Origin of the sequence: Streptomyces qaidamensis, assembly GCF_001611795.1 — a bacterium.
Taxonomy (GTDB): Bacteria; Actinomycetota; Actinomycetes; order Streptomycetales; family Streptomycetaceae; genus Streptomyces; species Streptomyces qaidamensis.
Map to the genome: position 1 here is coordinate 3,587,046 of NZ_CP015098.1, position 23,347 is coordinate 3,610,392.

The 23,347-nt window shown below is 71.4% G+C and carries 15 protein-coding genes; 9 read left to right on the forward strand and 6 right to left on the reverse strand.

Translation table 11 applies throughout. The annotated features are described in order from the left end of the window. Positions 1 to 40 precede the first annotated feature (40 nt). Positions 41 to 1,858: a glycosyltransferase family 2 protein gene (locus A4E84_RS15720; protein ID WP_062927185.1), complete on the forward strand. Its 1,818-nt coding sequence runs from the start codon at positions 41 to 43 to the stop codon at positions 1,856 to 1,858. A 71-nt stretch (positions 1,859 to 1,929) separates the two neighbouring features. Then, positions 1,930 to 2,910: a UDP-glucose 4-epimerase GalE gene (gene galE / locus A4E84_RS15725; RefSeq protein ID WP_062927186.1), complete on the forward strand. Its 981-nt coding sequence runs from the start codon at positions 1,930 to 1,932 to the stop codon at positions 2,908 to 2,910. Between the two features lie 143 nt (positions 2,911 to 3,053). Here galE and A4E84_RS15730 read toward each other — a convergent pair whose 3' ends face one another. After that, on the reverse strand, positions 3,054 to 3,680 hold the full coding sequence (locus tag A4E84_RS15730) for a TetR/AcrR family transcriptional regulator (RefSeq protein ID WP_062927187.1): 627 nt from the start codon (positions 3,678 to 3,680) through the stop codon (positions 3,054 to 3,056). 179 nt (positions 3,681 to 3,859) lie between these two features. On the opposite strand from A4E84_RS15730, the gene A4E84_RS15735 reads away from it, so the two are divergent. From A4E84_RS15735 to A4E84_RS15750, 4 genes are all read left to right on the forward strand, one after another. Continuing rightward, positions 3,860 to 4,774: an ABC transporter permease gene (locus tag A4E84_RS15735; protein WP_062927188.1), complete on the forward strand. Its 915-nt coding sequence runs from the start codon at positions 3,860 to 3,862 to the stop codon at positions 4,772 to 4,774. After that, a complete protein-coding gene (locus tag A4E84_RS15740) occupies positions 4,767 to 5,591 on the forward strand; it encodes an ABC transporter ATP-binding protein (RefSeq protein ID WP_062927189.1) in 825 nt (274 codons plus the stop codon). The genes A4E84_RS15735 and A4E84_RS15740 overlap by 8 nt, the downstream gene beginning before the upstream one ends. 78 nt (positions 5,592 to 5,669) lie before the next feature. Further along, positions 5,670 to 7,865: a CDP-glycerol glycerophosphotransferase family protein gene (locus A4E84_RS15745; RefSeq protein ID WP_062927190.1), complete on the forward strand. Its 2,196-nt coding sequence runs from the start codon at positions 5,670 to 5,672 to the stop codon at positions 7,863 to 7,865. Further along, positions 7,862 to 9,508: a glycosyltransferase family 2 protein gene (locus A4E84_RS15750; RefSeq protein WP_062927191.1), complete on the forward strand. Its 1,647-nt coding sequence runs from the start codon at positions 7,862 to 7,864 to the stop codon at positions 9,506 to 9,508. Before A4E84_RS15745 ends, A4E84_RS15750 begins: the two co-directional genes overlap by 4 nt. Positions 9,509 to 9,571: 63 nt before the next feature. On the opposite strand, the gene A4E84_RS15755 is transcribed toward A4E84_RS15750, so the two are convergent. The 4 genes from A4E84_RS15755 to A4E84_RS15770 form a co-directional block, all read right to left on the reverse strand. Next, complete coding sequence (locus A4E84_RS15755) at positions 9,572 to 10,030, reverse strand: GtrA family protein (RefSeq protein ID WP_237304925.1); 459 nt, start codon at positions 10,028 to 10,030, stop codon at positions 9,572 to 9,574. Positions 10,031 to 10,142: 112 nt separating this feature from the next. After that, complete coding sequence (locus A4E84_RS15760; RefSeq protein ID WP_062927193.1) at positions 10,143 to 15,095, reverse strand: NAD-glutamate dehydrogenase; 4,953 nt, start codon at positions 15,093 to 15,095, stop codon at positions 10,143 to 10,145. A 468-nt stretch (positions 15,096 to 15,563) separates the two neighbouring features. Beyond that, positions 15,564 to 16,229 carry an HAD family hydrolase gene (locus A4E84_RS15765; protein ID WP_062927194.1) on the reverse strand — a complete coding sequence of 222 codons (666 nt, stop codon included), beginning with the start codon at positions 16,227 to 16,229 and terminating at the stop codon, positions 15,564 to 15,566. 70 nt (positions 16,230 to 16,299) lie between these two features. Beyond that, positions 16,300 to 16,812 carry a DUF6912 family protein gene (locus A4E84_RS15770; protein WP_062927195.1) on the reverse strand — a complete coding sequence of 171 codons (513 nt, stop codon included), beginning with the start codon at positions 16,810 to 16,812 and terminating at the stop codon, positions 16,300 to 16,302. A gap of 1,200 nt (positions 16,813 to 18,012) precedes the next feature. Between A4E84_RS15770 and A4E84_RS45765 the strand changes: the two genes are divergently transcribed. Beyond that, positions 18,013 to 18,282 (forward strand): Rv3235 family protein, encoded by a 270-nt coding sequence (locus A4E84_RS45765; protein WP_062927196.1) that lies wholly within the window; start codon positions 18,013 to 18,015, stop codon positions 18,280 to 18,282. Between the two features lie 108 nt (positions 18,283 to 18,390). Here the strand turns inward: A4E84_RS45765 and secA are convergent, their stop codons facing one another. Then, positions 18,391 to 21,237 (reverse strand): preprotein translocase subunit SecA, encoded by a 2,847-nt coding sequence (gene secA, locus A4E84_RS15780; RefSeq protein WP_062927197.1) that lies wholly within the window; start codon positions 21,235 to 21,237, stop codon positions 18,391 to 18,393. Between the two features lie 298 nt (positions 21,238 to 21,535). Here secA and A4E84_RS15785 point away from each other — a divergent pair, with 298 nt between their 5' ends. Together A4E84_RS15785 and A4E84_RS15790 are read left to right on the forward strand one after the other, a co-directional pair. Next, positions 21,536 to 22,102, forward strand: a complete 567-nt coding sequence (locus A4E84_RS15785) for a GNAT family N-acetyltransferase (protein ID WP_062927198.1) — start codon at positions 21,536 to 21,538, stop codon at positions 22,100 to 22,102. A 68-nt stretch (positions 22,103 to 22,170) separates the two neighbouring features. After that, the gene (locus A4E84_RS15790; RefSeq protein WP_062927199.1) at positions 22,171 to 23,343 is read left to right on the forward strand and encodes a winged helix-turn-helix domain-containing protein; all 1,173 of its coding nucleotides are present in this window, start codon (positions 22,171 to 22,173) and stop codon (positions 23,341 to 23,343) included. Positions 23,344 to 23,347: the final 4 nt, after the last annotated feature.

A 23,347-nucleotide genomic window follows, 5' to 3' on the forward strand; every position in this document is an offset into this window, starting at 1 on the left:
ATCACTTTCATGTCATTCGCCCGGCTTACCATCCGCCGTGATGAATGCCGAGAGTGAGACCGAGAGGGACGCCCGGAGGCCGCCTGCCGGGGTCGCCGTCGTGGTGATCGGTTACGACGACGCCGTCCATGTGACGGACGCCGTGCGGTCGGCGCTCGCCCAGGGACCGGCCGTGCGCGAGGTGGTGGCCGTCGACGACTGCTCGACGGACGGCAGCGTCGGCCTGCTCGACCGGCTCGCCGCCTCGGAGCCCCGCCTGAAGGTGATCCGCCGCCGGGCCAACAGCGGCGGCTGCGGCACCCCGCGCAACACCGGGCTCGACGCGGTGACCTCGCCGTACGTGATGTTCCTGGACAGCGACGACGTCCTGCCGCCCGGCGCGGCCGCGGCGCTGCTCGAAGCGGCCGAGGGCGCGCACGCCGAGGTCGCGGGCGGCCTGTGCGTACGCCGTGAGCTGCCGTCGGGGCGCGAAGTCCCCTGGCAGGCGCGCCTCTACGCGCTGCACGCCGTCGTACCGCACCCCGCTCGGCGGCCGCGCCTGGTCCACGACACGCTCTGCGTCAACAAGCTCTACCGCACCGGCTTCCTGCGGGCGCACGGCATCCGCTTCCCCGAGGGCCGCTTCCCGTACGAGGACGTCGTCTTCACCGCGCGTGTCCTGGCCGCTGCTCCCCGTATCGCCCTGGTCCCGGACCGGGTGTACGTCTGGCACGTGCGCCGGTCGGCCGGGCGGCTGTCGATCTCCCTGGACCGGTCCGGCGTCGAGAACTGGAGGGCCCGCACGGAGGCGTGCCGGCAGGCGTACGAGGTGCTGCTGGGCGCCGGGCAGAAGGAACTCGCGCGGGCCGTGCGTGCCAAGTTCCTCGACCACGACCTGCGGATGTACGTGCGCGAACTGGGGCTGCGCGACGCCGCGTACCGGCGGGCGTGGTGGGAGCTCACGCGGGCGCACCTCGCGGAGTACGACGCCGACGACTGGGCGCGCAACCCGGCCGCTCCCGGCCGGCTGATCGGGCGGGTCGTCCTGGCCTGCCCGGAGCCGTGCGACCTGCCCCGGCTGCGGGAGCTCGCGGCCCGCCCGGCCCGCCTGTGCCCGCCGTACGCCCGTGCCGCGGACGGCACGCCGGTCTGGTCGGACGCCCTCCCGGTCTCCCTGGAGCCGCTGCTGGCCCGGCCGGTGCGCGCGCTGCCCCTCGCCGTCGACGCGGAGCTGCGGCCGTGCGCGCGCGGCATCCGGCTGCGGCTGCGCCTGCACGAGCTGTACGGGCGGGTGGCGCAGGCGGGGCCGGAGACGGTGGAGGCGGAGTGGCTGCACCGGGACGACGGGAGCCTGGCGGTCCGGGACACGGCCGTGCCGCTCGCGCCGTGCCCGAGCGGCTCCGAGCCCGCCGGGACCCCCGGTTCCGGAGCCGTGGCGCTCGCACAGGGCCCGGAGCCCGCCGGGAGAGCCGGTTCACGAGCCATGGCGCTCGCAGAGGGCGCCGAGCCCGCCGGAGCCGTGGCGCTCGGACCCTGCGCGCAGGGCTCCGAGCCCGCCGGGACCACCGGTTCCGTCCGCGGTGGCGCCTGGTCGGCGGAGGTGGCCGTCGATCTCGCCGCGCTGTCCGCGTTCGGCGCGGGCACCTGGGACCTGCGCCTTCGTATCCGCTTTCGCGACGGCGTGAGCCGCGACGTCTCGGCGCACGCGCTCACGGGCGCCGGTCTGCTGCGCCGCAGCGCTGTCCCGAGCGCCCGGCACGGCGTGGTACTCGTACAGCCGTACGCCACCCACTCCGGCGCGCTGGCGCTGCGGGTGGCCCCCGGCGTACGCGGTGTGCTGTCGGTCGCCCGCGCGCGGCTGCGCCGCCTGCTTCACTGAGAGCACCAGTCCGCGACGGAGCAGCGCACCGCACCACCACCACGGGCCAACTGACGAGGGGACGGCCGCACATGACCTGGTTGATCACCGGCGGCGCCGGCTACATCGGCGCGCACGTCGTACGGGCGATGACCGCGGCGGGCGAGCAGGCGGTGGTGTACGACGACCTGTCCACCGGCTTCGCCGAGCGGGTGCCCGACGGGGTGCCGCTGGTGGTGGGCTCGACCCTGGACGCCGAGCGGCTCGCCCGCACCCTCGCGGACCACGCTGTCACCGGAGTCGTCCACCTCGCGGCGAAGAAGCAGGTGGCCGAGTCGGTGGAACGGCCGCTGCACTACTACCGGGAGAACGTCGAGGGGCTGCGGGTCCTGCTGGACGCCGTGACGGCAGCGAAGGTGCCGTCCTTCGTCTTCTCCTCGTCGGCGGCGGTGTACGGCATGCCGGACGTGGACCTCGTGACGGAGGAGACGCCGTGCCTGCCCATGTCGCCGTACGGCGAGACCAAGCTGGCCGGTGAGTGGCTGGTCCGGGCGACCGGCCGGGCGACCGGGTTGTCGACCGCGTGCCTGCGCTACTTCAACGTGGCGGGCGCCGCCGGCCCGGAACTCGCGGACACCGGGGTGTTCAACCTCGTGCCGATGGTCTTCGAGAAGCTCACCGAGAACGCGCCGCCGCGCGTCTTCGGCGACGACTACCCGACCCCGGACGGCACCTGCGTGCGCGACTACATCCACGTGGTCGACCTGGCCGAGGCCCATGTCGCGGCGGCGGCGGCCCTGCGCTCCTCCCCCGGCCGCGACCTCACGCTCAACATCGGCCGGGGCGAGGGCGTCTCCGTCCGCGAGATGATCGACCGCATCAACGCCGTCACCGGCCACGACCGCCCGCCCGCCGTCACCCCCCGCCGCCCGGGCGACCCGGCCCGGGTCGTGGCCTCCGCCGGCCGCGCCGCCGCGGAACTGGGCTGGAAGGCCCGGCTCGACGTGCAGGACATGATCGCGTCGGCGTGGGAGGGGTGGCTGCGGCTGCATCCAGAGGCGGGACGGGGCTGATCCGCCCCGGCACCGGGGCGAGCCCCGGCGCGCTGCCGGGCTCACTCCTGTGGGCGCACGCTCCGGGCCGCAGCAAGGCCCGCCGCCACGCCCCCCCACTCCGGCCTCCGTGGCAACGCCCCTGACGGCACCGCGCCGCCGGCCTAGAGCGCCTTGAGCCCCTCCGACGTGGCCCGGGCCAGCGCGCCCAGGTACCCCTTCGGCAGCTTCGGGCTGCGGATGACCACCGAGCGCCAGTAGAGCGGGCCGGAGATCAGGTCGAGCGCGAGGTCGTGGTCGATGCCCTCGCTGAGTTCACCGCGGCGTTCCGCCGCCGTCACGATGCCGGTGGCGACCCCGTCCTGACCTTCCCGCAGGGCCTTTTGCAGGGCCTCGGCGATGTCGGGGTTGCGGGCCGCCTCGGCCTGGAGATCGGGGATGACCTGCGAGGCGACGGGGTGGCGCAGGGCGCGGGACGTCACCTCGTAGAGGAGCCGCAGGTCGCCCTCCAGGGAGCCGGTGTCCGGCGCGGGCAGGCCCTGCACGGCGAGCGCCGAGACGATGTCGAGCACCAGGTGCAGCTTGGAGCGCCAGCGGCGGTACACCGCCGTCTTCCCGACCCCCGCCCGGCGGGCGATCCCCTCGATGGACATCCGCGCGTAGCCGACGGCCGCGAGCTCCTCGAAGACGGCCGCCCGGATCGCTTCCGTCACGTCCTCCCGCAGTACGGCCGCCCCCGCGGGGGCCCGGCGGCGCGGGGGCTGCTGGGGCTCGTCGGGCTTCGTCGTCATGCCGACAGCATAGGGCGTCACGACGAAACGGTTGCGTTCCGACGCTGGCCCGGCGTACGCTCCCGTTACGACGATACGGTCCCGTCCCGACGTAAGAAGTCGTGAAGAGTCCGGTAAGAGCCGGCTCCTCCTCGCTCTTCACCCCCCAGGTCCCACACCCCCGAGCGAAAGCACCGGATGTGAGTACGGTCCTCCACACACCGCCCCAGACCCCGGCCCCGGCCGAACACGACCTCGCGGCCCTCGCCGCCCGTCACGGCCTCGCGGTCAGCGGCGCCCGGCCCTCCCTGCCCGAGTACGTCCGGCAGCTGTGGGCGCGCCGCCACTTCATCACCGCGTTCGCCACCGCCAAGCTCACCGCCCAGTACAGCCAGGCGAAGCTCGGCCAGGTCTGGCAGGTGATGACCCCGCTGCTGAACGCGGCGGTCTACTACTTCATCTTCGGCGTACTGCTCGGCACCAAGCACGGCGTGCCCGACTACATCCCGTTCCTGGTCACGGGCGTGTTCATCTGGACGTTCACGCAGAGCTCGATCATGGCGGGCACCCGCGCCATCTCCGGCAACCTCGGCCTGGTACGCGCCCTGCACTTCCCGCGCGCCGCCCTGCCGATCTCCTTCTGCCTCCAGCAGCTCCAGCAGCTGATGTTCTCCATGGGCGCCCTGGTCGTCATCCTGCTCTGCTTCGGCGTGCCGGTCGGCGCGTCCTGGCTGCTGGCGCTGCCGGCCCTGTTCCTGCAGTTCACGTTCAACGCGGGCATCTCCCTGGTCATGGCCCGGATGGGCGCCAAGACCCCCGACATCGCCCAGCTGATGCCGTTCGTGCTGCGCACCTGGATGTATGTCTCGGGCGTCATGTGGAGCATCGACAAGCTGGCGCAGAAGGACAGCCTGCCCCACGTGGTGACGCTCGCGCTGGCGGCGAACCCGGCCGCCGTCTACATCGACCTGATGCGCTTCTCCCTGATCGACAGCTTCCACGCGAGCCAGCTCCCCACTCATGTGTGGGCCCTCGCCGCCGGGTGGGCACTGGTCGCCGGTGTCGGCGGGTTCATCTACTTCTGGAAGGCTGAGGAGACGTACGGCCGTGGCTGAGCACCCGAGCGAGAAGATCCCCACCGTCGTCGCCGACGGCGTCGACATCGTCTACCGCGTCAACGGCACCGGCACCGGACGCGGCTCCGCGACCGCCGCCCTCAACCGCATCGTGCGCCGCAAGCAGACCGAGAAGGCCTCGGGCGTGCGCCGGGTGCACGCCGTGAGGAACGTGTCCTTCGTCGCCTACCGCGGTGAGGCGATCGGCCTGATCGGCACCAACGGCTCCGGCAAGTCGACCCTGCTGAAGGCCGTCGCCGGGCTCCTGCCCGTGGAGAACGGCCGGATCTACACCGACGGCCAGCCCTCCCTGCTCGGCGTCAACGCCGCCCTGATGAACGACCTGACCGGCGAGCGCAACGTGCACCTCGGCGGCCTGGCCATGGGCATGTCCCGCGAGCAGGTCAAGGACCGCTACCAGGAGATCGTCGACTTCTCGGGCATCAACGAGAAGGGCGACTTCATCACGCTGCCGATGCGGACGTACTCCTCCGGCATGGCCGCGCGGCTGCGGTTCTCCATCGCCGCCGCCAAGGACCACGACGTCCTGCTCATCGACGAGGCGCTGGCCACCGGCGACCGCTCCTTCCAGAAGCGCTCCGAAGAGCGCATCCGCGAGCTGCGCAAGCACGCGGGCACGGTGTTCCTGGTCAGCCACAACAACAAGTCGATCCGCGACACCTGCGACCGGGTGCTGTGGCTGGAGCGCGGGGAACTGCGCATGGACGGGCCGACGGAGGACGTGCTCAAGGAGTACGAGGCGTTCACCGGCGACAAGGCGGACAAGCCGAAGGCGAAGGCCACCGTTCCCTCGTGAGGCGCACCCGGTCGGCCGTTTCGCCCCATTGATGGCAGCATGACCGCATACCGTGCAGCTGCGAGAGGGGTCCCCGTGATGGCCGAGCTCAGCGTCGTCGTCCACGGGCCGAACGTTCAGGACCATCTGACGGAACTCCTCGGCTCCCTCGCCGCCCACCCCCTGCCGGACGCCGAGGTGATCGTGGCCGCGGTCGGCGACTGGGCCCGGGAGACCGCCGAACGGCACGCCCCGGAGGTCCAGGTCGTGCCGCTGCCGCACGGCACGGGGGACGCGGCGGCCCGGGCGGAGGGCGCGGCCCGGGCCTCCGGCCGCTGGCTGCACTTCGTCCACGCCAAGGACGGCCTGCCGGCCGGCACCCCGCGCATGGTCGCCGAGCGGGTGGCCGAGCTCCCCGGCGAGGTCGACGTCCTCCTCGTGGACCACGTCCGCAGCACCTGGCACTCCTCCGGCATGCCCTCACCGGACGGCCCGCTCCTCGCCCGGGCGGGCCGCGCCGACGTCCCCCTCGACGACTGCTCGCCCCTGCTGCGGCTGACCCCGCTGCTCGGCACCCGCGTCCTGCGCGCGGACTTCTGGCGGGCGCACGAGCCCCGGCTCGCCACCGACGACGAGCCGTACGCGGCCCTGGCCGCCCTGCTGCTCGCCGACCGCGTCGCCTGCCTGCCGCACGTCGCCTACGAGGACCGCCGGCTGCGCCCCGCGAGCCTGCCCCCGGTCACCCCCGAGCAGCGCTACGGCCTCGTCGAGCGCTACGAGTCCCTCCTCGACCTCACCCGCGACCGGCGCGCCGCCCACACCGTGCTCTACGACCTCATGGTCCGCGACTGCCTGCGCACCTTCGCGCGTGGCGGCATGGAGGAGGAGGTCGCGCGGGAGTTCTTCCGCCGGGCGTCCCTGGCCGCCCGGCGCCGCCGCCCCGAGGGCCACCGCCGCCCGGGCGGGCTCGAAGGCGTCCGCCGCTCCCTGCTGGAGGAGGGCGCCTACGCGAAGTACCGGGCCTTCCAGACCGTCAACCGCACCCGCCGCACCGCCAAGTCGGCCGTACGGGCCCGTAAGCGCCAGGTGGGCGCCAGACTCCGTGACCACCAGTACCGCAGGGCGCTCGGCCGTCCCGTCAATCCGCACCTCGCGGTGTTCGCGGCGTACTGGAACCGCGGCGTCGCCTGCAACCCCGCCGCGATCGCCGCCAAGCTCGCCGAACTGGCCCCGCAGATCCACGCGGTGTGGGTGGTCACCGAGGAGAACGCGGCCCTGCTGCCGCCGGGCACCGACCACGTCGTGCCCGGCAGCCGCCGCTACTGGGAGGTGCTGGCGAGTGCCAAGTACCTCGTCAACAACGTCAACTTCGAGAACGCGGTGGTCAAACGCCCGGACGCGATCCACGTCCAGACCCACCACGGCACGCCCCTGAAGCGCATGGGCATCGACCAGATGGCGTTCCCGGCCGCCGCACAGGGCCTGGACTTCAAGGCGCTGCTGGAACGCATCGACCGATGGGACTTCAGCGTCTCGGCCAACAGCCACACCACCCGCATGTGGGAGCGGGCGTATCCGTCGCGCTACGTCTCCCTGGACCACGGCTATCCGCGCAACGACGTCTACTACACGGCCGGCGCCGACGACATCCGCACGGTCCGCGACCGCCTCGGCATCGCCCCGGGCCGCCGTGCCGTCCTCTACGCGCCCACCCACCGCGACTACGAGGCCGGCTGGACCCCGCGCCTGGACCTCGCCACCCTCGCCGACCACCTGGGCGACGACACGGTCCTGCTCGTGCGCGGCCACTACTTCTACGGCGGCGCCGCCTCCCCCCTCACCCACCTGCGCCGCACCGGCCGGATCATCGACGTCTCCTCCTACGACCCGGTCGAGGAACTGTGCCTGGCGGCGGACGCCCTGGTCACGGACTACTCCTCGATCATGTTCGACTACGCCAACCTCGACCGGCCGATCGTGATCTACGCCGACGACTGGGAGACGTACCGCACCACCCGCGGCGTCTACTTCGACCTGATGGACCAGGCCCCGGGCCCGGTCGCCCGCACCCAGCAGGAGCTGACGGAGATCCTCACCACCGACGCCTGGCGCGACGAGAGCGCGGCGAAGACCCGGGCCGTCTTCCGGCGCCGGTTCTGCGAGTACGACGACGGGCGCGCCGCCGAACGCGTCGTCCGCCGGGTCTTCCTCGGCCAGGACCAACGGGACCTGCCGCCCGTGCTGCCGATCGAGGAACGCACGCCGGCCCCGACCCCGCAGGAGGCGACCGCATGAGCACCCCCGACGTCACCGTGACGGTCATCGTCCACAACGACGCCGAGCGCCTCCCCCGCGCCGTGGAGTCGGTCCGCCGCCAGACCCACGCCAACCTCGAAATCATCATCAGCGACGACCACTCCACCGACGCGACCCCCGCGGTGGCCCAGCGGCTCGCGGTCGAGGACCCCCGCATCCGCCACCTCCGCCTGGAGCGGAACAGCGGCGGCTGCAGCGCCCCGCGCAACCGCGCCCTGCAGATCGCGCGGGCGCCGTTCCTGATGTTCCTCGACAGCGACGACGAACTCCCCGACAACGCCGTCGAACTGCTGCTCGCCGCACACCGCGAACGCGAGATCGACTTCGCGATGGGCGCGGTGCAGCGGGTCCGGGTGGACAACGGCCGCCGCTCGACGTGGATGCCGCACCTGGTCGCCGAGCGCCGCGCCCTCGACGGCATCGAGGCCGACCCGCGCCTGCTCTTCGAGCACCTGGCCACCAGCAAGATGTACGCCCGCGCCTTCCTCGACCGGCACGACCTGCGCTTCCCCGAGGGCATCCACTACGAGGACCAGCTGTTCTCGGCGCAGGCGTACTGCCTGGCCAAGAGCTTCACGATCATCCCGGAACCGGTCTACCGCTGGTACGTGGCGCCCTTCGCGGCCTCCGAGGCCGCCTCGATATCCAACCAGCGGCACAAGCTCGCCAACGTCCGGGACCGGGTCCACGTCCAGCACCTCATCGACGCCTTCCTGGCCGAGAGCGGGCACGAGTCGCTGCGCGAGGACAAGGACCACAAGTTCCTCAAGCACGACCTCCGGATGTACACCGGTGACCTGCCCTACCGGGACGACGCCTGGCTGACGTCCTTCGCGGACCTCGTCACCCCCTACCTGGACACGCTCACCCCCGGCGCGTTCGCCCGTCTCCCGCGCGCCGAACGCGTCGTCATCCAGCTGATCCGCGACCGGCGCCTGCCGGAGGCCCGGCTGGCGGCCCGCGGCCTGGGGCACGGGGTGGCACCGAGGCGCGTGACAGCCGACGCGGAGGGGTGCACCTACTGGGGGAACCGCGTCCCCGAGGCGGAGTGGTCCCGCCGCGAACTGGACATCTCCGACCTGGAGCTGGAGACGCGCCCCTTCCCGAGCGCCCAGTTCCGCCACGAGATCACGGAGATCACCCGGGGCCCGGGCGCTTCGATCGACCTCGCGATCCGTACGTACGACCCGGCGCTGCGCCTTCCCGTCGGCCCCCAGCGCGCGACGCTCCTCATCGCCCCGGGCGGCCACCGTCTCCACGTCCACTTCCGCCTCTCCCCCGTCCGCCCCGGCATCTTCGAGGGCCACGCCCACCTCGACCTCGGGGCGGCCCGGCTCCCCCTCCAGGGCTTCGCGGGGATCCGCCACCCGTTGCTCCGCCTCCGGCACCAGGGCCTGTCCCACACGGGCCTGCTGCTGGCGCCCCTGACCTTCCCGACGCTGACGACACGCGTCCCGTCCCACCACCTGACGGTGGAACCGGAGGGCCACGGCGCGGGCCGCCTCCAGGTCCGCTGGGAACCGGTGGGAGTGACGGCGAAGCTGATCCGCCCGACGGTACGCAGGGTGGCCCGCCCGCGCGTGAAGTCGGCGGCGCGGCTGGTGGCGAGCGCGCTGAAGTAGGCCCCACCGGTCCGCTCGGCTGCGGGCAGTCGTGCCGCCAAGAACGGCACGGGCGGCACCCTCCTAGGCGCCTGGTACGTCGTGCTGGAACACCCAGGTCCGGTACACCAGGAAGCGGAAGGCCGAGGCCAGCACGATGGACACCGCCTTGACCGCATTCGCTTCGAGCGGCCCGTCCAGGCCGAGGCCGTGATACCCGGCGTAGAACAGCCCGCTCTCCATGGCGACGCCGAGGGCGCTGAAGACGAAGAACAGCGTGATCTGACGCCGGGTGCGGGACGCCCGGTCGCGATAGGCGAAGTACCGGAAACCGAGATAGTTGGTACCCATGGCGACCAGGCTGGCCAGGACGGTCGCCGCCATGGCGTCCCGGTGCAGTCCGTGCAGCAGCACGTTGAACACCAGGAAGTTCACGGCGACGCCGCTGCCGCCGACCAGAGCGAAGTTCACCGCTTCGAGGACGACGCGCTTGACCGGGAGGGCGGGAGCGGACACCCGCTCCTCGGAAACGTTCACAGTCACGCCCCCAGCCTTAGCCGGGGTCGGTAAGTCCTCCCCTCGAATCGCCTTAAGGCACCCCAAGAAGAGGCGCCCCGGGCCGGACCGGCCCGGGGCGCCTGGCACGCCGTACGCCCTACGAGTGCGTGCGCAGCAGCGTCCTCATCGTGCGCATGGCCACCGACAGGTTGGCCAGGTCGAACGAGTCGGAGCTCTGGATGTCCTCCAGTGTGGTGCGGGCCCGGCCCAGGATCGCCGCGTTCTTCTGCTCCCACGCCTTGAAGCGCTGCTCGGGCGTCGAGGTGCCGTTGCCGACGGCCAGGACGTCGGCGGTCAGCGCCGCGTGCGCCGCGTACAGGTCCTCGCGGATCGCCGCGCGGGCCATGGACTGCCAGCGGTCGGCGCGGGGCAGCTCGATGATGCGGTCCATGAGCTGGGTGATGCGCAGCCGGTCGGCGAGGTCGTAGTACACCTCGGCGACGTCCAGCGGCTCCCGGCCCATGCGGTCGGCGATCGAGACGATGTCGAGCGTCGGGAAGGCCGAGGAGAAGCCCGCCACCCGCGTGGCGAGCTCGTCCGGGACACCGGCGCCGGTCAGCTCGTCGTAGATCTTCTGGTACCACTCCAGGTCGGCGCCGCGCAGCAGCTTCGGCAACTGTCCCCAGACCTGCTCGACCCGCTCGGCGAAGAAGTCGACCGTGCCGGCGAGCTCCAGCGGCTGCGGCCGGTTGTTGAGCAGCCAGCGCGTGCCGCGCTCCACCAGGCGGCGCGCGTGCAGCCGGATGCGGGTCTGGACCTCGGCCTCGACCTTGTTGTCGAGCGCCTCGACCCCGTCCCACACCGGGGACTGGCGGAAGATCACCCGGGCCGCGGTCTGCGCCCGCACGATCTCCTCCAGCGACGCGCCGGTCTCCTCGCGCAGGCGGTGCAGGTACGTCGTGCCGCCCGTGTTGACCGTGTCGTTGACCAGGACCGTCGTGGTGATCTCGCGGCGCAGCGGGTGGCCGTCGAGCCGCTCGGCGAACTGCTCGCGCAGCTCGGTCGGGAAGTACGCGTGCAGCAGACCCCTCAGATACGGGTCGTCGGGCAGCGAGGTGTGCAGCAGCTCCTCGGCGACCGTGATCTTCGTGTACGCCAGCAGGACGGCCGTCTCCGGGCCGGTCAGGCCCTGGCCCTGGGCGAGCCGCTCGCGGATCTGCCGGTCGGTGGGCAGGAACTCCAGCGCCCGGTCCAGGTGCCTCTCCCTGACCAGGTGCTTCATGAAGCGCTGCTGGGCGTGGAGCATGGCGCTGGACTGGGCGAGGGCGTTGGCGATCGCCGTGTTCTGCGCGTAGTTGTTGCGCAGCACCAGGCGGCCGACCTCGTCGGTCATCTCGGCGAGCAGCTTGTTGCGCTGCTTGACGGTCATGTCGCCGTCCGTGACCAGGCCGTTGAGCAGGATCTTGATGTTCACCTCGTGGTCGGAGGTGTCCACGCCCGCGCTGTTGTCGATGGCGTCGGTGTTGATCCGGCCGCCGTGCAGCGCGAACTCGATCCGGCCGAGCTGGGTCAGGCCGAGGTTGCCGCCCTCGCCGACGACCTTGACGCGCAGGTCCTTGCCGTCCACGCGGATGGAGTCGTTGGCCTTGTCGCCGACGTCCGTGTTCGATTCGACGGAGGACTTGACGTACGTGCCGATGCCGCCGTTCCACAGCAGGTCCACCGGCGCGTGCAGGATCGCCTTCATCAGGTCGGCCGGGGTCAGCTTGGTGACCTTGGCCTCGATGCCGAGGGCCTCGCGGATGTGCGCGTTGACCGGGATCGCCTTAGCCGTGCGCGGGAAGATGCCGCCGCCGGCCGACAGCAGCTCCGTGTTGTAGTCCTCCCAGCTGGAGCGGGGCAGCTCGAACAGGCGACGGCGCTCGGCGTAGGAGGTGGCGGCGTCCGGGTTCGGGTCGATGAAGATGTGCCGGTGGTCGAAGGCCGCGACCAGGCGGATGTGCTCGGAGAGCAGCATGCCGTTGCCGAACACGTCGCCGGACATGTCGCCGATGCCGACGACCGTGAAGTCCTCGGTCTGGCAGTCCACGCCCATGTCGCGGAAGTGCCGCTTGACCGACTCCCAGGCGCCGCGGGCGGTGATGCCCATGCCCTTGTGGTCGTAGCCGGCGGAGCCGCCGGAGGCGAAGGCGTCACCGAGCCAGAAGTTGTACTGCTCGGCGACCCCGTTGGCGATGTCGGAGAAGGTCGCCGTGCCCTTGTCGGCGGCGACGACGAGGTAGGTGTCGTCCTCGTCGTGCCGGACGACGTCCGCCGGGGGCACGACCTCGCCCGCCACCATGTTGTCGGTGATGTCGAGCAGCGCCGAGATGAACGTCTTGTAGCTGGCGACGCCCTCGGCGAGCCACGCGTCCCGGTCCACGGACGGGTCGGGCAGCTGCTTGGCGACGAAACCGCCCTTGGCGCCGACCGGCACGATGACGGTGTTCTTCACCATCTGCGCCTTGACCAGGCCGAGGATCTCGGTGCGGAAGTCCTCACGCCGATCGGACCAGCGCAGACCACCGCGTGCGACCTTGCCGAAGCGCAGGTGCACGCCCTCGACGCGCGGCGAGTACACCCAGATCTCGAACGCCGGGCGCGGTGCCGGCAGGTCGGGGATGGCCTGCGGGTCGAACTTCATGGAGACGTAGTCGTGCGGCTTGCCGCCCGCGGCCTCCTGGAAGAAGTTGGTCCGCAGCGTCGCCTTGATGACGGTGAGGAAGGACCGCAGGATCCGGTCCTCGTCGAGCGAGGCCACCTGGTCGAGGGCCGCGTCGACCTCCTCCAGCAGCGCGTCCACGATCTCGTGCCCCGCGCGCTGCCGGTCCGGCGACATTCGCGCCTCGAACAGGGAGACGAGCAGGCGGGTGGTGTGGACGTTGTTGCGGAGGGTGTCCTCCATGTAGTCCTGGCTGAACGTCGACGCCGCCTGACGCAGGTACTTGGCGTAGGCGCGCAGCACCACGGCCTGGCGCCAGGTCAGCCCGGCGCTCAGCACGAGGGCGTTGAAGCCGTCGTTCTCCGCCTTGCCGGTCCAGGTGGCGGCGAAGGCGTCCTGGAAGCGCTCGCGGGCGTCGTCGCCGAAGTAGTCCGCGCCGCCATTCGCGCGGGGCATGCGCAGGCCGAAGTCGTAGATCCAGGCCACGCTGCGGTCCGAGCAGCGCAGCTCGTACGGCCGCTCGTCGACGACCTCGACGCCGAGCCGGTTGAGGACCGGCAGGACGGCCGAGAGGGAGATCGCGTCGCCCGTGCGGTAGATCTTGAAGCGGCGCTCCTCGGGGGCGGCGCCCACCGGCTCGTACAGGCTGAGCGCGAAGTCCTTGTCCGCCTCGGCGTTCAGCTGCTCCAGGTGGACGAGGTCGGCGACCGCGGCGCGCGGGTTGTGGTCGGCCTTGTAACCCTCGGGGAAGGCGTGCGCGTAGCGGCGGAGCGCTTCCGCCGCGTGCTCCTCGCCGAGCTCGGCGTTGAGCGCCTCGGCGAAGGCGTCCTCCCAGGAGCGGGCGGCCTCCACCAGCCGGGCCTCGATGCGCTCCTTGTCGGAGTCGGACAGCTCCGGCAGCTCGGTGCCCTGCGGGACGCGCACCACGAAGTGCAGCCGGGACAGGATCGACTCGGTGTTCCAGGCCGTGAAGTCGACGCTGATGCCGCCGAGCTCTTCCTTGAGGATCTCGATGATCCTCAGGCGCACGGCCGTGGTGTAGCGGTCGCGCGGGAGGTAGACGAGGGCGGAGTAGTAGCGCCCGTACTCGTCCTGGCGCAGGTAGAGCCTGAGGCGCCTGCGCTCCTGGAGGTACAGGACGGAGGTGACGATGGCCCGCAGTTCGTCGACCGGGGTCTGGAACAGCTCGTCGCGCGGGTACGTCTCCAGGATCTGTGTCAGGTCACGCCCGTCGTGGCTGTTGGGCGAGAACCCGGCCCGCTCCAGGACCTCCTCGACCTTGCGCCGGATGACCGGCACCCGGCGCACGGACTCGGTGTAGGCGGCGGAGGAGAACAGCCCGAGGAAGCGCCGCTCGCCGATGACGTTGCCGTCCGCGTCGAACTTCTTGACGCCGATGTAGTCCAGGTACGAGGGCCGGTGCACGGTCGCCCGGCTGTTCGCCTTGGTCAGCACGAGCAGCTTGTGCTCGCGCGCCTTGGCCCGGGCGTCGGCGGGCAGCCGCTCGAACGAGGGGCTGACGGGGTGGCTCTCCTCGGCCGCGTGGTGCGGGTCCGCGCGCAGTATGCCGAGCCCGGTGCCGGGCACGGCGGCCAGCGAGTCGTCGTCACGCAGCTGGTACTCGCGGTAGCCGAGGAAGGTGAAGTGGTCGTCGGCGAGCCAGCGCAGCAGCTCGCGGGCCTCCTCGACCTGGGGTCCGGGCAGGTCGCCGGGGATGGGCTCGTCCGGCAGCCCCTCCGCCAGCCGGATCGCCGCCTCCCGCATCTTGCCCCAGTCCTCGACGGCCTCACGGGCGTCGGAGAGCACCCGCAGCAGGTCGGCGGTGATCTGCTTCAGATCGGCCCGGTCGGTCTCGCGGTCGATCTCTACGTGGATCCAGGACTCGACGTGCGCGTCGTGCGGAAGGTCGCCGGTGGCCGGGGTCGACAGGACCTCGATGAGCCTGCCGGTGACGTCGCGCCGCACGACGAACTGGGGGTGGATGACGACGTGGATGCCACGCCCCTGACGCGTCAGCTCATTGGTGACGGAATCGACGAGGAAGGGCATGTCGTCGGTGACGACCTCGACCACGGAGTGGCTGCAGGTCCACCCGTTCTCTTCCACCGTGGGGGTGTGCACCCGGACGTTCGCCGTGCCCTGGGGGCGGTTCTCGGCCAGCCGGTAGTGCGATACGGCAGCTCCGAAGACATCGACCGGGTCGCGGTCGGTGAGGTCCTCCGGGGCCGTGTGCAGGTAGTAACGCTGGAGGAACGTGAGGAGGGTCTCGCGGTCCGGGGCCTTCTGGGCGTCTGGGGTCTCCTCGCCCGTCGACCCGGTCGGTAGGTGCCCCCCGACCGGGCTGTTCTCAGCTACCCGGGCGGCCCTCTCGAGCAACTCGGCCTTGGCTTCGTCCAGCTTGGTCTGCATTGTCCTCTGGCTCCTGTCGCGCGCCGTTGCGTGACGTAGAAGGAAGTACGGCCTCTGCGCTTACGACCTCACGTCGTGACACGGGGTATCCGGTCTGATCCGACGCTATGCCGCAAGGTGAGATGAGCGGGGATGTCTGAGCCATTCTTGAGCTGCGCCACCGGTGTGACGATGCTCTCTGCGACGCCCGGGTCCTGGTGATGCCCGGCGTCCCGGGAGCCCTCGACGGCACGTCCCGCCCGCGAAGACCAGCGACTGCCGCCCGGTCACGGATGTCGTCCGTGCTCTCCGGGCGCAGGGCAGGGACGACGACGTCCCCGCGAACTATCGCGCTGATCACGCCACCAAGGCTATCGCTCCTCACAGGGGCTCCGTCATGAGCCGTATGTGTACAAAACCAGCCCCGGAAGTTTGACGTTCTGCACAGTGCCGCTACGCATTTTGGTCTGGGGGACCTCCGGGGACCGGTCAGGCCGCGAGCCGCTCCGCCTCTTCGACCGCTTCTTCCAGCGTGTCCACGACAGGAACGCCGACCGCTTCCAGGCTCACCCGGCTGTGCGACCCGCCGGTGTACAGCACGGCCCGGGCCCCTACATGCAGCGCGGCCACGGCGTCGTCCGCCGCGTCCCCGATCACCACGGTGCGCTCCGGAGCCACCCCGCTCAGCGACGCCAGGTGCCGCACCATGTGCTCGGCCTTGCTGCCCCCCGACGGCCCGGTCCGCCCGTCCACCCGTATGAAGTGCGGCTCGATGCCGAACCCGCGCACCAGCGGGACGAGCTCCTCGTGCACGTACATGCTCAGGATCGACTGGCTGCGACCCGTCGAGCGCCATCCGGCCAGCAGCTCCACGGCCCCCACCGTCAGCCCGCACGCCGTCCGGTGCTCGGCGTAGTACCGGTGGAAGACGTCGTCCATCGCCTCCCACTCCGCCTCGGTCGGCAGCCGCCCCATCAGCCGCTCGTAGAACTTGGGCACCGGCACGCAGTACAGCTCCCGGTACTTCTCCAGCGTCAGCGGCTCCAGCCCCAGCTCGGCGAAGGCCGCGTTCGTCGCCCCGATGATCGCGTCGATGTCGTGGAACAGCGTGCCGTTCCAGTCCCAGACAATGTGCGCGCCCGTCTTCATCCCCATGCCCGAAAACGTACCCGCCCCCACTGACAATCAAGAGGGCGACGCCTCAACGCGCCCCCGGGGGGGCGGTTCAGTCCCCGCGCCCGACCAGGTTCGCGATCTCCTGCGTGGCGAACCACAGCAGCTCGTGGTCCTCCGCGCCGTCCACGACGGACTGCGCGTCGTCGTCCCCGCCGTCCGCCGCCGGCAGCGCCTCGGCGGCCGCCGTCACATCGGCCTGGGCGTCCGTCGCGTCGACATGCACCGACGCCGCCTTGCCCAACGGCACCGCGCCCGCGACCCGCACCTCGCCCGGCGCCGGACCGGGCCCCCGGCCGGGATCCGCGCTCACGGCCCGGTCGGCCACGTCGACGGCGATCACGACCCGGCGCGGCGGCGCCTCGGGTTCGGCCGCCAGCAGGCGCAGCGAGGCCAGCGCGGCCCGGCCGAGCGCCGCGTACTCCAGTTCCTCGGTGTCGTCCGAGACGTACCACTCGCGCAGCCCCGGCGTCACGGCGTAGGCGACGAGCGGCCCGGCTCCCAGCTCGCCCGTCCTGTACGCCTCGGCGAGACCGGGGAGGGTCAGGGGCACGTAGACACGCATGGGCTGGCCGCTTTCGTGGTCGTGGTCGGGGTGCTCCGAAGGGCTCCGTGAGGCTCCGGAAGGCCTTCAGGATACGTGCGGGGCGTCCCCTTTCGAGTCCCGCCCCGTGACGCCCGACGCGTCCACTCCGGGCCCGGAATTCACCCGGCGAACCCCCGCACTCGTGGGCTCCACGCCTCCGGCATCACTCGGATAAGTGAACATTCCGGCGCCCACAACCCGCCTCGCGCTTCCTTGCCGCCGCCCCCGTCGGCCCCGTACAAGATCACCACCCGAAGTTACTCCCCGGTACACACCGGGCCCACGAAACGGGGACCCCCCATGCACAAGGTCATGACCAGGACCCCGCCCCGCCCCACCCGCAACCGACCCGACACCCACGGCCCCACCTCGACGACGGCACCCCTCCCACCGGCGGACACGACGCTCCGCGCCGCGGGCGGCACCGCGCCGCGTACAGGGGGCGGCACCACACCCGGCGCCCCGGCCGGAGCTGCCCCACGCACACCCGCCCGCACCACACCCCACACCCCCGGCCGCACCACATCGCACACACCGGCCACCACCCCACCCCACACGCCGGGCGGAGCCGCCCCACGCACACCCGCCCGCACCACACCCCACACCCCCGGCAGCACCACATCGCACACACCGGCCGACACCCCGCCCCGTGCCCTCGACGGGACCACACCCCGCACACCTGCCGGCGCCACAGCACCACGTCCTCCCTTGGACACAGCACCCGGCACCCTTGGCAGCACCCCACCGCACACCTTCGACGGCACCGCACCGCACCCTTCCGAGGGCACCCAACCCCGCTTCCCCGCCCGCCGCGAAGCCCCACCGGCCGCGCCCGCCGGCGCAGCACCTCCGCGTTCTCCCGGGAGTGGGCGGACCCGGCCTCCGGCAGCGGGCGGACGTCCGCCGGCCTCCACCCGTGCCAGGGCCTCCCGCACCCGCCCGTCGGACACGCGCCCGCCGACCCCCTCCGCGACCCGCACAGCACACCGCAGGACCACGGGAACGGCCACCACCCCAGCACACACGGACGCCGCCGCTCCGGCCCCCGCCGAGACCGGAACGGCCCCCCGCGTCCCGACCCAGGGTTTCCGCCCCGCGGCGATCCCCCAGCCCCTGCCCACCGACCTCTTCGCCGACCTTCTCGTCGCCGTGCTGAGCGGCCACCGCCCCGTCCACTCCATGCTCCGCCACACCCGCGGCCGCGCCTACGACGAGCTGGCCTGGCTGGCCGAACGCGGCCCTCTGCGCACGCGCGGCGCCCGTCCCGTCGTCCGTGACATCGGCTACTACGAGCCCCGCCCGGGCGCCATCGAGGCCTTCGCCCGTGTCGGTGCAGGCGACCGGTTGCGCGCCATGGCCTTCCGCCTGGAACTCGGGCAGGACCGCCGGTGGCGCTGCACGGCGGTCGAACTCGGCGGCCCCCGTCCGCCTCGCCCGGAAGCCGACTGAGGCCGTCGCCGCCGACTGAGGCGGTCCACGCCGACCGCCCTCGACGCCGAAGGGCCGGACACCCTCAGGTGTCCGGCCCTTCAAGCCGCTACGGCGTCCAGGCGACCGTCACTTCTTGCGGCGCCCGCGGCTCCGCGCCTGCTTGCGCCGCTCCGCGCGGGTCAGGCCGTCGGCCTCGGAGCGCACCGGCTCGCCGTCCTCGGTGAACTCGCCCTCGACAGTGCCGCCCTCGCCGTCGACCGTCGGCGCGGAGAAGTGGAGGTTGCGCCGCTGCGGGACGTCGAGCCCCTTGGCGCGGATCTCCGGCCGGGAGCCCGCCTGCGCCGGCACCGCGTCCTGCTTCTCCAGGTCGGCCACCGGCTTGGTGTCCTCGACTGGGACCTCCTCGACCTGCTGCTCGACCTGGACCTCCAGGTTGAACAGGTAGCCGACGGACTCCTCCTTGATGCCCTCCATCATGGCGGTGAACATGTCGAAGCCCTCGCGCTGGTACTCGACCAGCGGGTCCTTCTGCGCCATGGCGCGCAGGCCGATGCCCTCCTGGAGGTAGTCCATCTCGTAGAGGTGCTCGCGCCACTTGCGGTCCAGGACCGACAGCACGACCCGGCGCTCCAGCTCCCGCATGATCTCGGAGCCGAGCTGGTCCTCACGCGCCTGGTACTGGTCGTGGATGTCGTCCTTGATGGAGTCGCCGATGAACTCGGCGGTCAGCCCGGCGCGGTCGCCGGCCGCCTCCTCCAGCTCCTCGACCGAGACGTTGCACGGGTAGAGCTGCTTGAAGGCGCCCCACAGCCGGTCGAGGTCCCAGTCCTCGGGGAAGCCCTCGGCAGTCTCGGCCTGGACGTAGGCGTCGATGGTGTCGTCCATGAAGTGCTGCACCTGCTCGTGCAGGTCCTCGCCCTCCAGGACGCGGCGCCGCTCGCCGTAGATGACCTCGCGCTGACGGTTGAGGACCTCGTCGTACTTCAGGACGTTCTTACGCGTCTCGAAGTTCTGCTGCTCGACCTGCGACTGGGCGGAGGCGATCGCGCGCGTGACCATCTTGTTCTCGATCGGCACGTCGTCCGGGACGTTCGCCATCGACATCACGCGCTCGACCATCTGGGCCTTGAACAGGCGCATCAGGTCATCGCCGAGGGAGAGGTAGAAGCGGGACTCGCCCGGGTCGCCCTGACGGCCGGAACGACCGCGCAGCTGGTTGTCGATCCGCCGCGACTCGTGCCGCTCGGTGCCCAGCACATAGAGCCCGCCGAGCTTCTCGACCTCGTCCTTCTCGGTCTGGACGGCCTTCTCGGCCCGCTTGAGCGCCTCGGGCAGGGCGTGCGCCCACTCCTCGATGTGCTCCTCGGGGTCGAGGCCGCGCTGGCGCAGCTCCGCCTCGGCGAGGTCCTCGGGGTTGCCGCCGAGCTTGATGTCCGTACCACGGCCGGCCATGTTCGTGGCCACCGTGACGGCGCCCTTGCGGCCGGCCTGGGCGACGATCGTCGCTTCCCGGTCGTGCTGCTTGGCGTTCAGCACCTCGTGCTGGATGCCGCGCTTGCTGAGCTGCTGCGAGAGGTACTCGGACTTCTCGACGGAGGTCGTGCCGACCAGGATCGGCTGCCCCTTGCGGTGCTTCTCCTCGATGTCGTCGACGACCGCCTCGAACTTGGCGACCTCGGTCCGGTAGATCAGGTCCGACTGGTCCTTGCGGACCATCGGCCGGTTCGTCGGGATGGGCACCACGCCGAGCTTGTAGATCTGGTGGAACTCGGCGGCCTCGGTCATGGCCGTACCGGTCATGCCGCAGAGGCCGGGCTGTTCCTTCTCGTTGTGGTCGTGTCGCTTGTAGAGGCGGAAGAAGTTCTGGAGGGTGATCGTGGCGAGCGTCTGGTTCTCGTCCTTGATCGGCACCGCTTCCTTGGCCTCGATCGCCTGGTGCATGCCCTCGTTGTAGCGGCGGCCCGCGAGGATACGTCCGGTGTGCTCGTCGACGATCATGACCTCGTCGTCGATGATGACGTAGTCCTTGTCCTTCTTGAAGAGCTCCTTGGCCTTGATGGCGTTGTTCAGGTAGCCCACCAGCGGGGTGTTCACCGACTCGTAGAGGTTGTCGATGCCCAGCCAGTCCTCGACCTTGGCGACACCGGACTCGTGGATGGCGACCGTGCGCTTCTTCTCGTCGACGTCGTAGTCGCCGGTCTCCTCGATGCCCTTGAGCGGCTGGCCGGCCTCGCCGCGCTTGAGGCGCTTCACCAGCTTGGCGAAGTCCCCGTACCACTTGGTGGCCTGGTCGGCCGGGCCGGAGATGATCAGCGGAGTACGGGCCTCGTCGATGAGGATGGAGTCGACCTCGTCGACGATGGCGAAGTTGTGGCCGCGCTGGACGAGCTCGTCCTGGGACCACGCCATGTTGTCGCGCAGGTAGTCGAAGCCGAACTCGTTGTTCGTGCCGTACGTGATGTCGCAGGCGTACTGCTCGCGGCGCTGAGCGGGCGTCATGTTGGCGAGGATGCAGCCGACCTCAAGGCCCAGGAACCGGTGGACGCGGCCCATCATCTCGGAGTCGCGCTCGGCCAGGTAGTCGTTGACCGTGATGATGTGGACACCCTTGCCGGACAGGGCGTTCAGGTAAGCCGGCAGGGTGCCGACGAGGGTCTTGCCCTCACCGGTCTTCATCTCGGCCACGTAGCCCATGTGCAGGGCCGCGCCACCCATCATCTGCACGTCGTAGTGACGCTGGCCGAGGACGCGCTTGGCGGCCTCGCGGACGGTGGCGAACGCTTCGGGCAGCAGGTCGTCCAGGGTCTCGCCGTCGGCGTAGCGCTGCTTGTACTCATCGGTGAGGGCGCGCAGCTCGGCGTCGGAGAGGTCGACGAAGTCCTCTTCGATGGAGTTGACCTGGTCCGCGATGCGGTGCAGCTTGCGCAGGATCTTGCCTTCGCCTGCACGCATGATCTTCGAGAGGACGGACACGGGGGTTGGTCTCCTTGCCGGTCGGGCCTGGGACGGTCGGTTACCACTTGACTTACTGAGCAACGGCCATCGTATGCGAGGACCCCGCCGCGCCGGGAGGGCCTGCCGTGACGGGCGACCGTCCGCTGCTTCGATTCTGATTCACGTCTGCGTCGAGATTCACGCCTGCTTCAAAGGGACAACGTCCGGCCCCCGCGGATAGTGCCGCACCCCTCCAACGAATCGCACAACCTGTGATCACTTCTTCACCGAGGGCAAACACAAGACATCGCGGCCGGCCTCCGAGCAGAATCGCCCGATGGAACCCGTCACCCTCACCACGGACCGTCTCCTGCTGCGCACGGTGGGGCCCCAGGACACCGACGCGGTGTACGAGGCCTGCCAGGACCCCGACATCCAGCGCTGGACCACGATCCCCTCGCCCTATCTGCGCGAGCACGCCCAGAGCTTCACCGAGCAACTGGTCCCTGACGGCTGGAGCGACGGCTCCATGTTCACCTTCGGCGTCTTCCTGCACTCCGGGGAACTGGCGGGCATGCTCGGCATCACGATGCGCGCTCTCGGCATGGGCGAGATCGGCTTCTGGGCCGCCAAGCAGCACCGCGCCAACGGCTACGTCACCGAGGCCGCCCGCACCGCCTGCCGGTGGTCCTTCACCCGCGCCGCACTCGACCGCGTCGAATGGCGCGCCGAGGTGGGCAACCGGGCCTCCCGCGCGGTGGCGGAACGAGCGGGCTTCACGATCGAGGGCACGCTGCGCTCCGCGACCAACAACAAGGGAGTACGACGGGACACCTGGGTGGGCTCGCTGCTCCCCTCGGACCTGGGCCTGCCGTCGACGGCCCCGTACCTGCCGGCCCGCTGACCTGCCCGGCCGTCCCGGCGAACCCGCAGGCCACCCCCGTTGTCAGTCCCACCCCCTACGCTGCGACCATGACCACCCCTCGCCCCCTCGCAGACCTCTCCGCGGACGAGGCCCGCAGAATCGCGCTCCGCGCCCAGGGCTTCATCGGCGCGCCCGACCGCCGCTCCGGTGTCCGTGGCATCCTCCGCCACCTGGGCGCGATACAGCTCGACACCATCTCGGTCCTGGCCCGCTCCCATGAACTCGTCCCGTACGCGAGGCTGGGCGCGGTCGGCCGCAGAGCGGTCGAGGACGCCTACTGGCAGGACACGCACTCCTTCGAGTACTGGTCCCACGCCGCCTGCATCCTCCCCATCGAGGAGTGGCCCCACTTCGCCTTCCGACGCCGCGCCTACCGCAACCGCCCGCACTGGAACCATGACCTGCCCGACGGCGTTTACGACCAGGTCATCAAGCAGCTCCGCTCCGAAGGCCCCCTCACGGCGACGGAGTTGGGCGGCGCGAAGAAGACGAACGACTGGTGGGACTGGTCCGGCTCCAAGGTCGCGGTGGAACGGGCCCTGATGTACGGCGAGGTGGTCTGCGTGGAGCGCCGCGGCTGGAAGCGCGTCTACGACCTCGCCGAGCGCGCCGTGCCCGACGATCTGCTGCACGACGAGCTGGACGACACCGAGTGCCTGCGCCGTCTGGTCGGCCTGGCGGGCCGGTCCCTGGGGGTGGGCACCCGCGCGGACATCGCCGACTACCACCGCCTCAAGGGCGAGCAGGTCGACGCGGTGATCGCCGAGTCGGGCCTGGTCCCGGTCTCGGTCGAGGGCTGGGGCAAGCCGGCCTGGGCCGATCCCGCGGCTCTGGAGACGCCCCCGCGCGGCCGCCACCGCACGACACTTCTGTCGCCCTTCGACTCCCTGATCTGGGAGCGGGCGCGCACGGAACGGATCTTCGGATTCACGCACCGCCTTGAGGCCTACGTCCCCAAACAGAAGCGCATCCACGGCTACTTCGCGATGCCGGTCCTGGCCGGCGGCCGGCTGGTCGGCCGCGTGGACCCGGCCCGCGAGGGCCGCACGCTGGTGGCCAAGCAAGTCACCCTGGAGGGCCCGAAGGCCGTCCCGGCCGTCGCCCAGGCCCTGGCCGAGGCGGCGACGTGGGTGGACTGCACGGACGCCCGCGTGGAACGGGTCGACACCCCGGAGCTGCGCGAGCCCCTGACGCAGGAACTCGCCCGCCTTCTCGGCTGAGACC

Bases quoted from the DNA above. Each gene is read 5' to 3' on its own strand.
- A4E84_RS45765 (WP_062927196.1), top strand. From the start codon at position 18,013: ATGCTCCGCCACACCCGCGGCCGCGCCTACGACGAGCTGGCCTGGCTG.
- galE (WP_062927186.1), top strand. From the start codon at position 1,930: ATGACCTGGTTGATCACCGGCGGCGCCGGCTACATCGGCGCGCACGTC.
- A4E84_RS15750 (WP_062927191.1), top strand. From the start codon at position 7,862: ATGAGCACCCCCGACGTCACCGTGACGGTCATCGTCCACAACGACGCC.
- A4E84_RS15770 (WP_062927195.1), bottom strand. From the start codon at position 16,812: ATGCGTGTCTACGTGCCCCTGACCCTCCCCGGTCTCGCCGAGGCGTAC.
- A4E84_RS15745 (WP_062927190.1), top strand. From the start codon at position 5,670: ATGGCCGAGCTCAGCGTCGTCGTCCACGGGCCGAACGTTCAGGACCAT.
- A4E84_RS15790 (WP_062927199.1), top strand. From the start codon at position 22,171: ATGACCACCCCTCGCCCCCTCGCAGACCTCTCCGCGGACGAGGCCCGC.
- A4E84_RS15785 (WP_062927198.1), top strand. From the start codon at position 21,536: ATGGAACCCGTCACCCTCACCACGGACCGTCTCCTGCTGCGCACGGTG.
- A4E84_RS15765 (WP_062927194.1), bottom strand. From the start codon at position 16,229: ATGGGGATGAAGACGGGCGCGCACATTGTCTGGGACTGGAACGGCACG.
- A4E84_RS15720 (WP_062927185.1), top strand. From the start codon at position 41: ATGAATGCCGAGAGTGAGACCGAGAGGGACGCCCGGAGGCCGCCTGCC.
- A4E84_RS15730 (WP_062927187.1), bottom strand. From the start codon at position 3,680: ATGACGACGAAGCCCGACGAGCCCCAGCAGCCCCCGCGCCGCCGGGCC.
- A4E84_RS15760 (WP_062927193.1), bottom strand. From the start codon at position 15,095: ATGCAGACCAAGCTGGACGAAGCCAAGGCCGAGTTGCTCGAGAGGGCC.